The sequence below is a fragment of the Clostridium senegalense JC122 genome (assembly GCF_000285575.1).
In the GTDB taxonomy this organism is placed as follows: Bacteria; Bacillota; Clostridia; order Clostridiales; family Clostridiaceae; genus Clostridium_J; species Clostridium_J senegalense.
On sequence record NZ_HE611051.1, the window covers coordinates 586,732 to 605,041 of the forward strand.

General features: G+C 28.2%; 15 protein-coding genes. 1 reads left to right on the top strand and 14 read right to left on the bottom strand.

Annotated elements, in window-relative coordinates; translation table 11 throughout:
* Positions 1-5: 5 nt before the first annotated feature.
* The gene (locus tag CSGHG_RS10955; protein ID WP_010295024.1) at positions 6-461 is read right to left on the bottom strand and encodes an NUDIX domain-containing protein; all 456 of its coding nucleotides are present in this window, start codon (positions 459-461) and stop codon (positions 6-8) included.
* A 592-nt stretch (positions 462-1,053) separates the two neighbouring features.
* On the opposite strand from CSGHG_RS10955, the gene CSGHG_RS10960 reads away from it, so the two are divergent.
* Complete coding sequence (locus tag CSGHG_RS10960) at positions 1,054-1,788, top strand: alpha/beta fold hydrolase (protein WP_010295026.1); 735 nt, start codon at positions 1,054-1,056, stop codon at positions 1,786-1,788.
* Between the two features lie 294 nt (positions 1,789-2,082).
* On the opposite strand, the gene CSGHG_RS10965 is transcribed toward CSGHG_RS10960, so the two are convergent.
* From CSGHG_RS10965 to CSGHG_RS11025, 13 genes are all read right to left on the bottom strand, one after another.
* On the bottom strand, positions 2,083-3,903 hold the full coding sequence (locus tag CSGHG_RS10965) for an ABC transporter ATP-binding protein (protein WP_081496304.1): 1,821 nt from the start codon (positions 3,901-3,903) through the stop codon (positions 2,083-2,085).
* Positions 3,857-5,638, bottom strand: coding sequence for an ABC transporter ATP-binding protein (locus tag CSGHG_RS10970; RefSeq protein WP_010295029.1), 1,782 nt, complete (start codon positions 5,636-5,638; stop codon positions 3,857-3,859). Before CSGHG_RS10970 ends, CSGHG_RS10965 begins: the two co-directional genes overlap by 47 nt.
* A gap of 217 nt (positions 5,639-5,855) precedes the next feature.
* Complete coding sequence (locus CSGHG_RS10975) at positions 5,856-6,320, bottom strand: NUDIX hydrolase (RefSeq protein ID WP_010295032.1); 465 nt, start codon at positions 6,318-6,320, stop codon at positions 5,856-5,858.
* Positions 6,321-6,724: 404 nt separating this feature from the next.
* A complete protein-coding gene (locus CSGHG_RS21980) occupies positions 6,725-7,591 on the bottom strand; it encodes a GNAT family N-acetyltransferase (protein ID WP_010295035.1) in 867 nt (288 codons plus the stop codon).
* Between the two features lie 101 nt (positions 7,592-7,692).
* On the bottom strand, positions 7,693-8,220 hold the full coding sequence (locus CSGHG_RS10985) for an acyltransferase (RefSeq protein ID WP_010295036.1): 528 nt from the start codon (positions 8,218-8,220) through the stop codon (positions 7,693-7,695).
* 704 nt (positions 8,221-8,924) lie between these two features.
* Positions 8,925-10,751, bottom strand: coding sequence for a glutamine--fructose-6-phosphate transaminase (isomerizing) (glmS, locus tag CSGHG_RS10990; protein ID WP_010295038.1), 1,827 nt, complete (start codon positions 10,749-10,751; stop codon positions 8,925-8,927).
* A 704-nt stretch (positions 10,752-11,455) separates the two neighbouring features.
* Entirely contained in the window at positions 11,456-12,802 is a 1,347-nt protein-coding gene (gene glmM, locus CSGHG_RS10995) for a phosphoglucosamine mutase (protein WP_010295040.1), read from the bottom strand.
* A gap of 442 nt (positions 12,803-13,244) precedes the next feature.
* Positions 13,245-14,036 (bottom strand): polymer-forming cytoskeletal protein, encoded by a 792-nt coding sequence (locus tag CSGHG_RS11000; protein WP_010295042.1) that lies wholly within the window; start codon positions 14,034-14,036, stop codon positions 13,245-13,247.
* Positions 14,037-14,137: 101 nt separating this feature from the next.
* Complete coding sequence (locus CSGHG_RS20600) at positions 14,138-14,986, bottom strand: polymer-forming cytoskeletal protein (RefSeq protein WP_010295044.1); 849 nt, start codon at positions 14,984-14,986, stop codon at positions 14,138-14,140.
* A 668-nt stretch (positions 14,987-15,654) separates the two neighbouring features.
* Positions 15,655-16,185: a 2-oxoacid:acceptor oxidoreductase family protein gene (locus tag CSGHG_RS11010; protein ID WP_010295046.1), complete on the bottom strand. Its 531-nt coding sequence runs from the start codon at positions 16,183-16,185 to the stop codon at positions 15,655-15,657.
* A 1-nt stretch (position 16,186) separates the two neighbouring features.
* Positions 16,187-16,936 (bottom strand): thiamine pyrophosphate-dependent enzyme, encoded by a 750-nt coding sequence (locus CSGHG_RS11015; RefSeq protein WP_010295049.1) that lies wholly within the window; start codon positions 16,934-16,936, stop codon positions 16,187-16,189.
* Positions 16,936-18,006 (bottom strand): 3-methyl-2-oxobutanoate dehydrogenase subunit VorB, encoded by a 1,071-nt coding sequence (locus CSGHG_RS11020; RefSeq protein WP_010295050.1) that lies wholly within the window; start codon positions 18,004-18,006, stop codon positions 16,936-16,938. Before CSGHG_RS11020 ends, CSGHG_RS11015 begins: the two co-directional genes overlap by 1 nt.
* Positions 18,007-18,019: 13 nt before the next feature.
* Positions 18,020-18,229, bottom strand: a complete 210-nt coding sequence (locus CSGHG_RS11025) for a 4Fe-4S binding protein (RefSeq protein WP_010295052.1) — start codon at positions 18,227-18,229, stop codon at positions 18,020-18,022.
* Positions 18,230-18,310 lie beyond the last annotated feature (81 nt).

Consider the following 18,310-nt stretch of genomic DNA (forward strand, 5'->3'; position numbering starts at 1 on the left):
ATTATTTAAATCTCAGAACCTTCACTCTCGTCTAGCACTAATGATTTTTTAACCATGTATAGATGATGTTCATGAAAAAGATACTTTTCCAAATCAGACAATGAAACCCATAATATTGGTTCTTTCTCTACCGGTAAAGTTACTTTTTCTAATAGATCACATTTATAAAATATCCCGATATTATGCTGAGACCATTTTGGATATTTTTCTGAAACCCAATGTTTTTCAGCAACACCTATAAAATCATTTATCTTAACTCGGTATCCCGTTTCTTCTAGTGCTTCTCTGCAAATTGTTTGTATTGGATCTTCACCTACTTCAATTTTCCCTCCCACCAAATAAAAATTATTGTCTTTATCCTTTACTACTAAAAACTTTCCATCTGAATTTTGAATAATTCCGTAGGCACCTTTTTGCTTCCTATATTCAAGATTATATTTTCTTTTCCCAAAGCTTTTCATTGAAACACCATCCATTCAACTAAGTATATTACATTTTACTTTTACAATCTAACTCCTTTTAATCCATACATTAAGCTGATAACATTTACATTATAATTAAATACGTACTTCATTAAAAATAGAATTAGAAATCTTATAAATTTTTGTTTTATTTTTTTACCAAAGCCCAAGGACAGGTTTTGTCATTTTTCTAAATAACATTTTAAATTTTTCCATCTTCATCTATATTATAATATCAACCAATATATACATTGACTTTTATAACAATTAATATATACGTTTATATGTTCTCATTATTCGTTACATAAACAAAACTTAGGCATAAAATTTTGAAAACCCTTACTACGTACCAAGAATGAAACATGCCTTAACTAATAAATTTAAATGTATAAACAATGTTCTTTAACAGTTAAATAACACAAAACCCTAAACATATACATACAGTTTGTATTTAAATGGTACAATAGTAATAGACTGTATATAAGTTTTAGTTTTATTTGAATCAATAATAATCATAACTGTTATTAATGATTCAAATAAATTAATACTAACGCATCACCCAGGTGAAATATATCTAAAAGGGGGAGCTTCTATGTTTATAGAAATAGACGAAAAGAAGTTACTGAAACTATATGTTAATTGTTATGGAGAAGGAGATCCAACTGTCGTATTTGAATCAGGATTAGGTTGTCCTCACGATGACTGGAAAATAGTACAAAATCGAATCTCGGAACATACCAGGACATTTTCTTATGATAGAGCTGGTCTTGGAAATAGTGATAAAGGTGATTCACCAAGAACTAGCTTAGCTCAAGTTCACGAGTTGCATACTGCTTTAAATAAAGCAAATGTTAAAGCACCATATATTATAGTTGCTCATTCAATTGGAGGATATAATGCAAGATTATTCGCAGGCACATACCCTGAAGAAGTGTCTGGCATTATATTTCTTGATTGCTCACATGAAAATCAATTTGAAGATATGGCAAAACGTTTTTCTGTAAACGAACTAGAAACCATTAAAAGTCAGTTGATTGATGCAGAGCAAACTTTTGATGAACTACTAATTAGTGCTAAGCAAATAAAAGAAATAAGAAAAAAGGATGCATTAAGGAGTATTCCAATAATTGTTCTAACCGCTGACCATAAAGGTGAAGAATCTGCTGCCCTTCCGCAAGAAACCTGGTTAAACTATCAAAATGACCTAGCAACATTATCAAATTATAGCAAACACATCATCGTTGAAGATTGCGGTCATTATATACAAAAAGATAAACCCCAAGTAGTAATTGATGTAATAACAGAGTTAATTAATGAAATAAAATAGTAGATTAAAATAATAATTTCTTAAAACACCATATTATCTATAAATTTAGATAAATCATTATAAATATCAAATAGATAATTATTTAATTTAAAGTGACAGTCATTAAAAACTAAATTTTTAATGACTGTCACCATGATTTAAATATTTTGCTTACAATGAACTTACATTTTATATCTTTTTTCATATCATATATTAAATTGTTGACTTTAAAAGCTTTCTAACATATTTTTTTCTTCAAAAAGTTCAAATTTCTATACAGTAAAAAATCAAAAATATATTTCAATATTTAATAGCTTATTTCTTTTCATATACTTTATCAGCATAGTGTCCTGCTTGTGCAATCCACATATTCTTATATTCCTCATTATTTTCCAATAAGTAATCATGACTACCAAAGCCAATAACTTTTCCTTTATTCATCACTAAAACATTATCTGCAAAACGCACTGCGCCTAATCGATGGGTGATAATTACCGCAGTTTTATTTCTGATAAGGTTTTGAAAACGTTTATAAATAACCTCTTCTTCAATAGGATCAATTGCTGAGGTTGGTTCATCTAGAACAATAAACTTACTACTTCTATAAAATCCTCTTGCTATTGCAATTTTCTGCCACTGTCCTCCAGAAATATCTACTCCATCAAACTCTTTTGAAAGCATTGTTGATATCCCTTCTGGATAAGTTTCTGAATCAATGATAATACCTGCATCACTAAGGGATTGTCCTATCTTTTCATTATTGTTTTTTTTATCACTCTCGCTTATCCATATATTTTCGAATAAAGTCATTTTATATTTTTGAAAGTTTTGAAAAACATAGGAAATATCTTTAAAACATATTTCATCTGTTGTATATCCATTCCATTTTATACTTCCACTTGTTGGAGTATAAAGACCAGTCAAAAGTTTGGCTAGAGTAGTCTTACCAGAACCGTTTTCTCCAACAATTGCAAGTTTTTCACCTTCATTTAAAATAAGACTAATATTATTAAGTGCATTAGTACTAGAATTGGGATATGCGAATGAAACATTTTCTAACAATATATTACCATTTATGATATGAGAGCTTCTTTTATTCTCTTCATCTAAATTCATAAAGTTAAAATAATTTTCTATTTTACCATAATGCATAGCATAATTTCCCAAACGAGAAACTATTGCCTCCTCAATCAAACTATACATCTCATCAATTGATGAAAATATTGCAGCAAACATTCCTATTGATATTTCCTTTTTCATTAAAAGGTTAAATAATATAAACAATATGCCTAAATATCCTAATAATGACATAAACCTTGCTGACAATTCATATAAATTGTTTTTAATTTCAGCTTTTAATTTAAGTTTTTGCATTGTATCTAGAACATCAATGTATAAATTTTTTAAATAAGTAAATGATCCTAGTACTCTAGTTTCTTTAAAACTTTCCTTTCCAACGGCTGCATTTGCATAGTATTTGCATTTTCTTCTTAATGGTGCTATTTCATCTTCTAGCTTTCCATGTATTCTAGCCTTTATAAATTGTGCGTATATTATAGGAATAAAAATAAATATCAGAACTAATATTAAAATAGGTTTTATAGTTAATAAATATACTGCAAAAACTAAAACTGCAGGCAAATACATAAAAATCATATCCATTAGACTATTAACAAATGCTATAGCAGTAGAGATTCCTTCATAAGACTTTTCAATACTATCTAATAAGTTACTATCTTCAAAATATATGTTAGGCAATCTATTTATTTTTATATGCACTTCTTGATTTAAAACACTTGTTGCTTTAATATCATAATTTTCGCCTAAAAAATTACCGGTGTAATTAAGAATTATGGTAAGTATTTCAGAAAAAAATAAAACTAATAAAACTGCCAGCATATATCCAATAGTTTTGTCACCATTGGTATATGAAACAGCGCCATCAAAGATTAATTGTTTAACTTTGATGGTTACGCCATACATAAGACCACTTAAAATGAATGTTATATAAATTCCCCAAAAGTGCAGCCGAGAGATCTTTGATATTTTACGTAGTAATCTTATGAATAATATTTTGTCAAAAATATTTTTATTTTTCATAATACCAACTCCTCTGAACGCTAAACATTTTTTCATAGATTCCCCTTTTATTTACAAGACTCTCGTGTGTACCCTTTTCAGCAATTTTACCATTCTTTAGAACTAATATTTCATCAGCAATCCTTGCTGCGCCTAATCTATGTGTAATTATTAGACTAGATTTATATTTTGTTACTTCTGAGAATAATGTATATAATTTAGATTCACTTACAGGATCTATTGCAGCAGTAGGCTCATCTAATATAGTAAAAGCCCTGTTTAAAATTAATGTTCTTGCAATTGCCAACCGTTGCCATTCACCACCAGATAAATCAATTCCTTTTTCATTTATCTTTCCGATTTTAGTATGCAATCCATCTTTTAAAGAATCTACCTTTTCATATAAATCTACCTCTAACAATGCACTATTTAAAAGTGAGTCTACATCAATATCTTCTGTTTTATATTCAGTAAAACCTAGAGTCAAAAAATCTCTAATACTTATTTCATATTTGTAAAAATCTTGAAATACCACCTGATAAAAAGCTTTTAATGATGACTTAGTTAAGTTCCTTAGTTCAATACCATCAATTGTAATTTCTCCCTCATAGGAATCATACAGACCAATAAGTATCTTTACAATGGTTGTCTTCCCTGAACCATTCTCACCTACTAATGCATATTTTTTACCTGAATGAAAAGCTAAATTTAAATTATTTAATATTTTTTTGTCTGAGTCAGGATATGAAAAAGAAACATTTTTAAATATTATTTCATGAAAATCCATATCATTATTAAATGTAGTTTTATCATTTATATCCTCTATTTCTTCCTCTAATTTCATAAAAGTATTGAAACTATTATAAAATAAATTGTTTTTGATGAAGCTCTCCAGTACTAGAGCTAACTCTGTAGTTAAACTAGCAAATAAACTAATGCTACTTGCTAATAATGACATATATACTCCAACAGTTATATGCTTTTGTTTTAGTGGTACTATAAGAAGCAATCCAATTATCACAACCAATATTTTAGATAAGCTGTTTGAAATTCCTAATTGGATAAAAAACTTTTTAAATGCATTATAGGTGAGATATCTCATTTCTTCATACTTTTTCTTCCAAATATTATCTACAGACGTATAATATTGAAATAATTTTCTTTCATCGGCACACTCTCTAGATGACAGCACCTCTTGCAAATAATCAGCTCTTCTTTCTAACTCCTCTGCTGTTTCAAAAGCTTCATACTCAACTTTTCCACTCTTATACGATTGGTATAAAATAGGAACAGCTATGAGTAGAACAGCTATACCCGTCCACCAAATATATACTGAAATGACAGCAATAAAACCAATAATTTTAATAATAAGTGAAATAATATTCAAGCTGTTATCTAATCCATCTATAATATTTTTAGTAGGATCTTTTTCAATGACCGCTATTAAATTCCATGTCTTATCATCTTCAATCAATGGGTACTTTAACTTACTTCTTTTCATCAAAATTTTATTTTGAATATAAACATTATATTTATTATAAATATTTAATCTTGTGAAGCTAATTGCTTCATTTAATAAAAAACTTCCAATTAAGCAACAGCCTATTAGCGTTATAGCTATATAAATTGATTTTAAAGTTTCCATATTATTATAGATTGCTATTGATTTATCTATAAAATTGGCAACTGCAATTATTTGCAATGATGGAATTATGGATAATACTATATACATTACTATAAAGAAAATTATTATAGGAAAATCTCTAATAGTTAATGTTATAAAATTAAACAACTTTGAAAATTCTTTTTTAATCTCATCTTATACCTCACACAATTAAGTAAATTCCACATGAAAATTATAAAGTAGGCCAATTAATCTTTTTTTCTAAATGGATAATATTTATAAAACTATATTTAATGGTTTTAAATAACTTATTTTTTTAAAGAAATAGCACAAAAATAATAGAGTCATATTCAATGTTTTCTCAATAAAATAATAGATAAAAATTTTATCTTAAACATAATTCAATCATTTTTCTATCTACTTCATCAAATTCTTTAATGGTACTTTGTAAATCCCATAACATAATCTTATAAATTTCATTATTTTTAACAAACTCTTTAAGTTCATCAATACAAGCATAATACATTGCTTGATATTTTATTATGTCTTTATTTTCATCATATAGTTTAAAAATCCCTTTAAATTCTATGTTTGTTACCTTTTGATTTGTTTCTTCAAATAATTCTCTTTCCACACATTCTCTTGGGGTTTCTCCATACTCTATACCACCAGCAGGCATCTCCCATTGATTTCTCCACCTATTAAATCCAATAAGATATTTACTATTACATTCAACTAATATTAAAGCCCCCGTAATAGGCTTGTATAACTTATTTACTAACATCTCTGTTTCTGTAATTTTAATAAAATCTAATAAAATATATCCCCATTTGTTTTTTGCTAAATACAAAATATTGCCCCCTTATTTTTAATAAATCGCTACCAAAAATTTTTATTCAAACACAATCTAATCTATAATGTTATGTTTAATTACCATGCTTGTCTCATTAATAATTACATATAAAACTCAATGCTTTACATTATTAATTACAATAAAATTCAGCTTTTGAAAGCATTATTTCAAACAAATATTTATCAAATTGCTGTTTAGGAAGATACTCTGATGCATGTTCTAATAAATTTAGAGCTTCTTTATATTTCTTTTGGTTGTAAAGAGTGGTAATTTTGCTTTCAAATTACCAATACTTATTATATTCCATATTTAAATCCTCTTCTTCAATATTTTAATGTTTTGCCATTGCTTATGATTGTAAATTCTAATATAAATAAAAATACTTTTAACAATATTATCTCTTACAATGTAATCTTTAAAATTGCCATTTTATTTTTAAACTTATAATTTTGGTTATAAAGAGACCTTTCCATTGGAAAATTTTTAACATCAATATCTGCAATAATTTCCTTTACTGCATTATTGAATAATACTTTAGTGCCATGCCATAATAATTCATTTACGTATCCCTTACCTCTTTTTTCAGGGGTAACCCCAATGTAATTAATAGCACCGATATTTTTATTAAATTGTTGTGGAACTACTAATCCTACGAATTCACCTTCATTTTCATATGCTAGGTTCCACCAATCTTCATTAAAGTCAATTGTCTTTAAAATATTAAAGTATTTTATAGCTGCTTCTTTAGAACCATATTCATTTATACAATTTAGATCATCTTTGTCTAATGTATTTTCTGTAACCCTTTGTATAGCTTTTAGAAATTTATTTTCTCCAACTTCCCTTAAAGACTTAAAATTTAATACTGATGATAAATTTTCTCTATTAAATTCATCACAAATAAAGCTACTTTTTTCTTGTACTATCTCAAATCCACATCTTAAAAATATTTCTTTATATATTTCAAATGAATCATTACCATCTGAATAAAGATGATATTCTATAGTTTTAAAATCTTCTAGTTTCATTTTATTCATGCTTTCTCTAATCAACTTATTATAAATAGATATAACATCAAAATTTCCATCCCTTAATGTTATATTCCATATTTTAAGGTCATTGGGTTCATCTTTAAATAACCCATAAACAATCCTACCTAAAAATTCATCATTCTCTTCTACAACAAAACAGTATTCTATCTTTGTCCTTCCATCACCAAGCCACTTTAATAATTCATTTTTAAAATTACAATTATCATTTTTACTCAATGATGTATACTTGTGCAATTCCTTATTTGAAATATTTCGAATATTTATAAACTACACCCTCAATTCTCTAACCTATTTTTTATATAATCTAATATATATAATTAAATCAATTCAAAATTACATTTATCACATTTACCATCAACTAATCTTTCACCACATTTACATACATACCCAACTACTTTAGCAGGATTACCCATAACTAATGCATAACTTGGTACATCTTTAGTCACAACACTTCCGGCTCCTATCATGCAATATTCACCTAAAGAATGACCACAAATAATTGTAGAATTTGCTCCAATGGATGCACCTTTCTTTATGATAGTTTTAGAAACCTTCCATTCAGTATTAAAAGAACGTGGATAATAATCATTTGTAAATGTTACATTAGGCCCTACAAATACATCATCTTCTATAGTAATTCCATAATAAACAGAAACTCCATTTTGGATTTTAACTCCATTTCCAATGCATACATCATGGTCTATAAATGTATCTTTACCTATTTTACAATTCAATCCTATAATTGCATTCTCTATAACTTGGCTATTTACCCATATGCTTGTACCTGAACCTATCTTACATAAATTTGATACATTAGCTGTGGGATGAATATAAACATTATTCATAAAAAAACTCCATCCTTTTCACTTTATTTGATAATATATTTATCAAAGCCCGAAATAAAATTAATATTCAAAAAATTATATATATTAATTAAGTAAACAATAACACTACTTCTAAAGAGTTTGTAAAATTTTAGTTTTATTTTCTTATACAATTGTACCAAAAACAAACACATAAACAAACATTAGTAACTCCTTTATCATTCTTCTTAATAACAATTTAAAGTTATATTTACCATCTTTTCTAGCAATATATTCACTACATAAGTTAAATTTAGAACTTAAAATCTTCTGTACTTAAACCTAAGCTACTTTATTCCAATAGAATATCTTTCTTCTAATTTTTTACTACATTCTGTAATAATAAAAAATTCAAATAAGCTATTCATTGAAAATTGATCTAGAAACTCTTATATATTTTTGTTTGATTTTTGTGACCTAATCCAAGGACGGATTAGCCGGTGCATCAGACAAGGACGTCGCTTCTCCGGGTAGTCATAAAAATCAGATAAAAATATATTTAGAGTTTCTTTGAAATTTTTACAGACTAGCGTTTTAAATTTTTTCATTATTACTTTTTAACACTATAATTTTGGTTTTTTAGGATTAGCTTTACCCCTATGCTTAAAATTTTATATTCTATTAAATTTTAAATATAAAAAAAGACCGTATCAAATTTGATACGGTCTGTATTTTATCTTCTTTTATTATTCAACTGTTACTGATTTTGCTAAGTTTCTTGGCTTATCTACGTCACAGCCTTTTGCTATTGACATGTAGTAAGAGAATAATTGTAGTGGTATTACTGTTACTACTGGTGCTAGTAAGTCCATTACTCTTGGAACGTAGATTGCACTGTTAGCAGTTTTCTCTACTTCTTTGTGTCCTTCCTTAGCTATAGCGTAAACCTTTGCTCCTCTTGAAACAACTTCTTGAACGTTACTTACTGTTTTATCAAATAACTCTTCTTGTGTTCCTAAAGCTACTACAACTGTTCCTTCTTCTATTAATGCTATTGGACCATGTTTTAATTCTCCAGCAGCATATGCTTCTGAGTGAATATAAGATATTTCTTTTAATTTTAAAGAACCTTCTAGTGCTACAGCGTAGTCTAGTCCTCTTCCTAAGAAGAACATATCTTTTTCATTTACAGTTTCAGCAGTCATTTTTTCAATAGCCTCTTTACACTCAAATGCTTTTTCTACTTTTTCTGGTAGAGCTAACATCTCTTCTTTTATCTCTTCTAATTTTTCATTAGATACAGTTTCTTTATTTTGTGCAAAGAATAATGCGATTATATACATTGCTATTAATTGAGTTACATAAGCTTTAGTTGATGCAACTGCTATTTCTGGTCCTGCCCAAGTGTATAATACATCATCAGCTTCTCTTGATGCTGTACTTCCAACTACATTTGTTACAGCTATTACTCTTGCACCTTTTTCTTTTGCAAGTCTTAATGCTGACATTGTATCTGCAGTTTCTCCAGATTGGCTTATTATTATCATTAATGAATTTTCATCAATGATTGGATCTCTATATTTAAATTCTGAAGCTATATCAACTTCAACTGGTATTCTAGCTAATTTTTCTATAACGTATTTTCCAACTACTCCAGCATGATAAGCTGTTCCACAAGCTACGATATAAACTTTATTTAACTTCTTGATTTCTTCTTTAGTTATAGTTATATCATCTAATTTTATTGGTTGACCTTTAACTATTCTAGATGTCATAGTATCTTTTATAGCCTTTGGTTGCTCGTGAATTTCTTTTAACATGAAGTGCTCATATCCACCTTTTTCAGCTGCATCAGCATCCCAAGTTACTTTATAAACTTCTTTTTCTATTGCATTTTCATTAGAATCTACTATTTTAACGCCTTCTTTTGTTAAAATAACAAATTCTCTATCTTCTAATAGATATACATCTCTTGTTTGAGCAAGTACTGCTGGTATATCTGATGCTATAAAGCTTTCTTCTTTTCCAATACCTACTATAAGTGGGCTGTCTTTTCTTACTGCTACTAATTTGTCTGGTTCGTTTTTAGCTATAACTCCTATAGCATAACTTCCTTCCATTTTTTTAGTAGCTTTTATAACAGCTTTTAATAAATCTCCCTCATAGAAATAATCTACTAAGTTTGGTATTACCTCTGTATCAGTTTGAGATTTAAACTCATAACCTTCTGAAGTTAACCATTCTCTTAATTCTATATAGTTTTCTATTATTCCATTATGAACAACACTTATAGTTTGTTCTTTATTAGAATGTGGATGTGAGTTAACATCTGATGGCTGTCCATGAGTAGCCCATCTAGTATGTCCTATTCCTACCATTCCATGTATAGGAGACTCTTCTAATTTATTTTCAAGATTTTTTAATCTTCCTTTACATTTAGTAACTTCAATTTCTCCATTTTCGATTATTGCAACACCTGCTGAGTCATATCCTCTATACTCAAGCTTGCTTAATCCTTCAATTAGTAATGGTGCTGCTTCTCTGTTTCCAAAATAACCTACTATTCCGCACATATAAATCTTCCTCCGATATTTAAATATTTTTATTTATAGGGTTTATTATAGGGTTTACAAAAAATATAAACCTACATTCCCTATACTTGAAAGGTTTTAACACCTGATTGATATTGTGACAAAAATCGCTTTTTGCTTTTATCAATCTTTAACGGTAGTGCGATACCGTGGGGCACCCGCCGAAGATTCGATACTCCCCATCCTCGTCAACTTGAAAATTTTAAAATTTCTCATAAATGAATGTTGCTATTTTAACTCTAATGTAAACACAGCCTAGCATATCCACCTATTAACAAAATTAATTTTTCCAAGTCCTGGCGCTTTTAAATTTATAGTTTAATATTAATTAAACCTCAATTTATTATATTCAACGGTATACCAATGGTCAATGGATTTTTTTTCCATGAAAATTTTCAAAAATATTTTTTTAAATATTAGAATAATAATAATTTTAAAATATTTTTATTTATGATATACAATTTATTTTTATTCTTCTCTTTGTTCTACATTATTAAACATTTATTATATATTATTATTCTTTTAGTAGAATTAAGCTTACATTATATGATTTTATAAATATATCACTGAAATTTTAAACTAAGTTTTAAAATAAAAGAAATTTCCTTTAAATATTTATAAAAAAACTACTTTTAAAACAAATTCACATCCATTTTAAAGGTAGTTTTATACTGTCTTTATATAATTTAGTTTGCTTTTTTTTCTATTAACTTAGCTAAAGCATGTGCCATTTCATCTAATTCTTGTTGGTTTTTACCTTCAAGCATTACTCTTACTAATGGTTCTGTTCCAGAAGGTCTTATTAATACTCTTCCTTCACCTTCTAGTTTTTTCTCCATTTTAGCTATTTCATTTTTTATTTCTTCATCTTCATTGTGGATATTTTTCTTATCATTTGGAATTCTAGCATTTACTAAAACTTGTGGAAGTTCTGTCATAACTGATGCAAGATTACTTAAAGTTTTTCCACTTTCTTTAACTGTAGCTGCTAATTGTATTCCTGAAACTAAACCATCTCCAGTTGTATTATAATCTAAGAATATAACATGACCAGATTGTTCTCCACCTATACTATATCCACCTTTTTTCATTTCTTCTAAAACATATCTATCTCCAACTTTAGTTTTGATAGTTTTTATATTTTCTTCTTTTAAAGCTATATCTAAGCCTAAGTTACTCATAACAGTTACAACAACTGTATCTTTATTTAATTTTCCTTGTGCCTTTAAGTGTTTAGCTGCTATAACCATCATGAAATCACCATTTATCAATTTACCATTTTCATCTACAGCTAAGCATCTATCAGCATCCCCATCAAATGCTAATCCTAAATCACATTTATTTTCAACTACATGTTTCATTAATTGCTCTGGATGTGTTGAACCACAATCTTTATTAATATTACATCCATCAGGAGTATTATTAATAGCAAAAACCTCTGCTCCTAATTTTTTAAGAGCTAATTCTGAAGTTTTATACGATGCACCATTAGCACAATCTATAGCAATTTTCATTCCTTTTAAATCGCCATTAACTGTAGATACTGCAAATTTAACATAATCATCTACTGCGCTATCTACAACTATTTTCTTTCCTACATTTTCACCAGTTACAACAGGTACTCCTGCAAATTTATCTTCTATTAATTTTTGTATTTCATCTTCTAATTCATCACTTAGTTTGAATCCTTCTTTGTTAAAGAATTTTATGCCATTGTATTCAACTGGATTATGAGATGCAGATATAACAACACCTGCGTCTGCACCATATTTTTTAGTTAAATATGCAATAGCAGGAGTAGGAATCACACCAACACATATAGCTTCTGCTCCTACTGAAAGTATTCCAGAAACTAATGCACTCTCTAACATATCTTTTGATATTCTAGTATCCATTCCAACTAATATTTTAGGTTTGTGCATTGTATCAGTTAAAACACACGCTCCAGCTTTTCCTAAATTATATGCAAGTTCAACTGTTAATTCACTATTAGCTATTCCTCTAACTCCATCAGTACCAAACATTCTACTCATTTGACAACCTCTTTCCTCTTATATAGTATAACAATACTAATTTAACCTAATATGCTAATATTTTAATGACAAATAAATTACATTCTCATAAATTCTATACATTATTCTTATTATTAGACATTTTTTATCAATTATTTATGTAAGAAATAAAAACAATGCATTAAATTATGTTAATATACTTTACCCTTACTTTAAAATATATTATATAAAAAATGCCATATAAAAATATTAAATTTATTTTATCCCTAATGTTATAAAAAGCCACCTAAAGAGCATTCATTCTTTAAAGATGACTAAATAAACCTTATGCATATAGTGTAAATTTTCTATTTAAAATATACATAAATACACAAATTACATTATAATATAAATTTTTTCTATACACAATAAGACATATGTAAATAAAACTGATGCAAAACGCATCAGTTTTATTTAAAATTAATCATATTTTTATGTTATTTACTACTTTTCCATTTTGAATAACTTTAAATTCTTCCTCATACTCAACCTTTTTAATATTGCACCCTTCACCTATAACCACAACTTTTCCTCTAACTAAATCAGCTTTAGTATTTTCCAAATATATTTTCTTACCTTCAATTTTCTTACATTCAATAGAAACTTCATTTTTTACTAACTTCTTAAGTAATCGTGAAAATAGTTTAGAAGTATTTTCTGGCTTTTTTATATTTATTTTTTCACACTTTATATTATTTATCTTAGATTTACTTCCTAGTGTTATACTCACATCTTGAGCATTTAACATGCCTTCGTGAACTATTCCTCCACTTAAAACAAATATATCTGTATTTATATCTTTTTTCACATGACTAGCACCTGAAATATAAACACACTCAGAATTTATGTTGCCTTCTATACTACCTACTCCAGGAAGATTAAAATTTTTACAGATTAAATCCTTTTCTATAGAAACCTTTCCTCCTATAATTAAATCCTCTACGTCTACATTCCCCTTAGTAGCTATAATACCTTGCAATTTTGCAGTTTTACCTTTTATATTACCATCTATAGAAGCTTTTCCATTTATAACAATGTTTTTTCCTTCTATATTGCCCTTAGAATTACAACTACCTTTAGATAAAAAATTTTTACATGAAATATCCCCTTCAAAATATGCATTTCCAGTTATTATAACTTTATTAAAATCTCCACCTTTAATATTAGTTGTGCTTTGTACTTTTAAATTTTCTAATTTTTTAAAATCTAATGCCATAACATACCTACCCCTTAATCTTTTGATTTTATATAAAACCCCTTGACTTTTTATTGATAAATCCTTATAAAATCATACACAAATTTCCTATTAAGTTGTCTTTAGCAATTAACTTTTTCTACTTTGTTAACAACACTTTGTTCGTCGCATTTGTACTCATTCTTATATTCTATTAAATCTATTTCACAATTTCTACCTATTATTACATTTTCGCCTCTAACAACTTTGGCTTTTGTATTTTCTAGATAAATATAATCAGCTTCTATAGTTTCAACTTCTAGTTCCATATCTAAACTCTTTGAAAAAATGCTAATAAACTCTCTTATTATAGATTTACCAAAACCTTTATTAACTTCTATTTTACTACAACCTATTTCCTTAACTCTACAAAAACCACCAAGTTTAATAAAAACCTCATCTGCATTTAACATTTGTCCTATTTCAAATGATCCTGAAGCTTTAAAAATTTCACTTTCTACATTATTAGAAACTTTAATTCCTCCATTTACTACTATTTCTTTACTAGTAACATTTTCATGAAAATTGCATCCACCTGAAACTCTCAATTTTTCAATTGATGCATCTTTTAAAACAGTACATCCCCCGCTTATTTCGAAAACATTTGCCTTTATTTCACCTTCAATATTACAACTTCCACCAACAGTTCCTTCATTGCAACTTACATTACCAATAAATTTAGAACTTCCACTAGTCTTTAAAGTATCACACTTAGCATTACCTTTTATTTTTCCACTCCCGTTCATTTTTAATTGTCCATTACTTTCAACAGAGCCATTAACAACAGTAGAACCACTTATTTTAAATTCATTACAATATATATCTCCATTTATCTTTCCTGAACCATTTGAAATAACTTTATTATAACTTCCTCCACTAGCAGTACAACTTCCAGATATAATTAAATCACTTATTGTATTTTTATTATCCACAATCTATTCCCACCTTTTCAACAAAGTTATCAACACCCACTGTTGATAACTTTTTATTTTGTTTATCGTTACCTTTATTATACACTAAATAGCGTAACATTGTTACGCTATTCTTTATTTTTTATTGTTATTTATTTAACAAATGGTAAAAAGTAAAGATTTTTGCTGGTTTTATTATAAAAAACTTAATTTTGGTTAAAAATTATAATAAATTCTACTATTTTCAGTTATAGCCATTTTCCTCTTTTAATAAAATATATAAAGGCTATACACAAAAACATATGTAATGATTTCTAAATATATATATAAGGAGTTTTTATATGACTTTATTTATTAAATATATCCTACCAATATTTTTCTCTTTAACCTGTTTTTTATTTATTGGTATAACTATAAAAATAATATTTAAGAAGTTTTTCTTTATTTGTCCTAATTGTGGTCACATCATTTCATACAATTTTAAATCTTTTACTCTATCAACAAAGCGTTTTAAATATAAAATAATTTCTTGTCCTAAATGTAACTTTAAAGACTATGTTAAAGAAACCAACAAAAAAGCTTCCTCTTTTTAATTACTTAAAACAAAAGACTATCTAAATATAGAATTAAAATTCTATATTTAGATAGTCCCTTTTATATATACTTATTAACTTTAGCTATTTTTAAAATTACTTAACGTAATTTGCACCTAGTTCTAAAGCTTTTTTATTAACCTCAAAGAACTTCTCTTTTCCGTGAGATTTTAATGCAGCTAATAGTTCATCCATTGTAACTATTTTAGTTTTTGCAACTAATGCACCTAAAAGTATCATGTTTGCTATTTTACTACTTCCTAATTTAGTTGCTTCTGTTTGTGCTGGTATTTTTAATATTTCAATATCGCTTCTTTCTGGCTCTCTATCCACTAAATCGCTATCTATTATTAATAATCCACCTTTTACTAAATCATTCTCAAATTTATCTAAAGAAGGTCTATTCATTACTACTACTGTAGACGGATTAGTAACTACTGGTGATCCTACTTCATCATCAGTAACTATTACCGAACAGTTTGCAGTTCCCCCTCTCATTTCTGGTCCATATGATGGCAACCATGAAACATTTTTATCTGCATCCATACCTGCATAAGCTAAAAACTTACCCATTGAAAGTATTCCTTGTCCACCAAAACCTGCAAAAATTATATCTTGTGATGCCATATTATTTCACCTCCTCTGTATTATCTTTTTTTACTCCTAAAGTATAGTGTGGCATCATATTGTTTCTTAACCACTCCATAGATTCATTAGGAGATAGACCCCAGTTAGTTGGGCAAATTGATAATACTTCTACTAGTGAAAATCCCTTTCCTGCTATAGCATTTTCAAATGCTTTCTTTATAGCTTTTTTAGCTTTATTAACATTTGGAACACTGTCAACAGAAACTCTTTCTACATAACAAGCTCCATCTAAAGTTGCTATCATCTCGGATACTCTTATAGGATGTCCTTGAATATTTACATCTCTTCCATAAGGAGATGTTTCTGTAACTTGTCCTGGTAATGTAGTTGGTGCCATTTGTCCACCAGTCATACCATATATACAGTTATTTACAAATATAGTTACTATATTTTCGCCTCTTGTTGCAGCATGAACTATCTCAGCTGTACCTATAGCTGCTAAATCTCCATCTCCTTGATATGTGAATACTACAGCATCTGGATTAGATCTCTTTATTCCTGTTGCTACAGCAGGTGCTCTACCGTGAGCTGCCTCAAACATATCACATGCAAAATAATCATAAGCTAAAACAGAACATCCAACAGGAGCAACTCCTATTGTTTTATCTATAACATTTAATTCATCTAAAACTTCTCCTACTAATCTATGAATAACTCCATGAGTACATCCTGGACAATAGTGAGTAGGAACATCTAATAATGCTTTTGTTGGTTCAAATACTATAGCCATTATTTAGCACCTCCTACTAGTTCTTTAACTTTTAAAAGTATTTCTTCTGGTGTTGGAACCATTCCACCACTTCTACCAAAGAAATTTACCGGTTTCTTGCCTTCAACTGCTAATCTAACATCTTCAACCATTTGTCCACAACTTAACTCAACTGATAAATATCCGTGTTTTGTTGAATTTACAGTTTTATCAAAGGCTTCTGTTGGGAATGGCCATAATGTTATAGGTCTAATTAAACCTAGTTTTATACCTTCTTTTTCAGCCATTTTAACAACATTTTTACAAATTCTTGATGTTGTTCCATAAGCAACTAACACTAAATCATTTTCTCTATCACAGTTAAATAATTCATATTTAACTTCATTTTCTTTTATAGTTTTATATTTTTCTTGTAAATGCTTATTATGTTCTTCTAATACTTCTGCTTTTAAGTACAGAGAATTTATTACATTGTGTTTTTTTCTTCCATGCATTCCATTGGCAGCCCAAGTTTTTTCAGGTAATTGTTTTTCTTCTCTTTCTTTAAATTGGACTGGCTCCATCATTTGACCAATCATTCCATCTCCCATTATCATTACAGGAGTTCTATACATTTCTGCAACATCAAATGCTTCTTGTACCATATCAACCATTTCTTGTATAGAAGCTGGTGCAAATACTGGCATGTTAAAATCTCCATGTCCGCCACCTTTAGTAGCTTGGAAATAATCTGATTGTGCTGGTTGTATACTACCAAGTCCAGGGCCTCCTCTTACTATGTTTATAATTACACATGGTAATTCAGCTCCTGCTATATATGAAATTCCTTCTGCTTTTAAGCTTATTCCTGGAGAACTTGAAGATGTCATACATCTAACTCCGGTTCCTGCTGCTCCATAAACCATGTTAACAGCTGCAATTTCACTTTCAGCTTGAAGGAATACTCTTCCTATTTTTGGCATCTTTCTTGAAAGATATGCTGATATTTCAGTTTGTGGTGTTATTGGGTATCCAAAGAAGCATTTACAACCTGCTTTTATAGCAGCTTCACCAATAGCTTCATTACCCTTCATTAAAATTTTATCCGCCATGAAATAACCCTCCTTATTTTTCAACTGTAATTACAAGATCTGGACACATTTTTGCACATGATGCACACCCTATGCATTCAGCTTGTTTTTCTTCTATTACTGTTGCTGGATGATATCCTTTTACATTTAACCCTTGAGAAAAACTTATTATATTTTTAGGACATACAACGATGCAATTTCCACAACCTTTGCATCTTTCTTCTCTGAAGCTAACCTTTGCCATAACTTTCCCTCCTTATAATGTTGCAACTTCAATATAAAATATATATAAAGATAATTTTATATATCTAAGCTACCCATATTT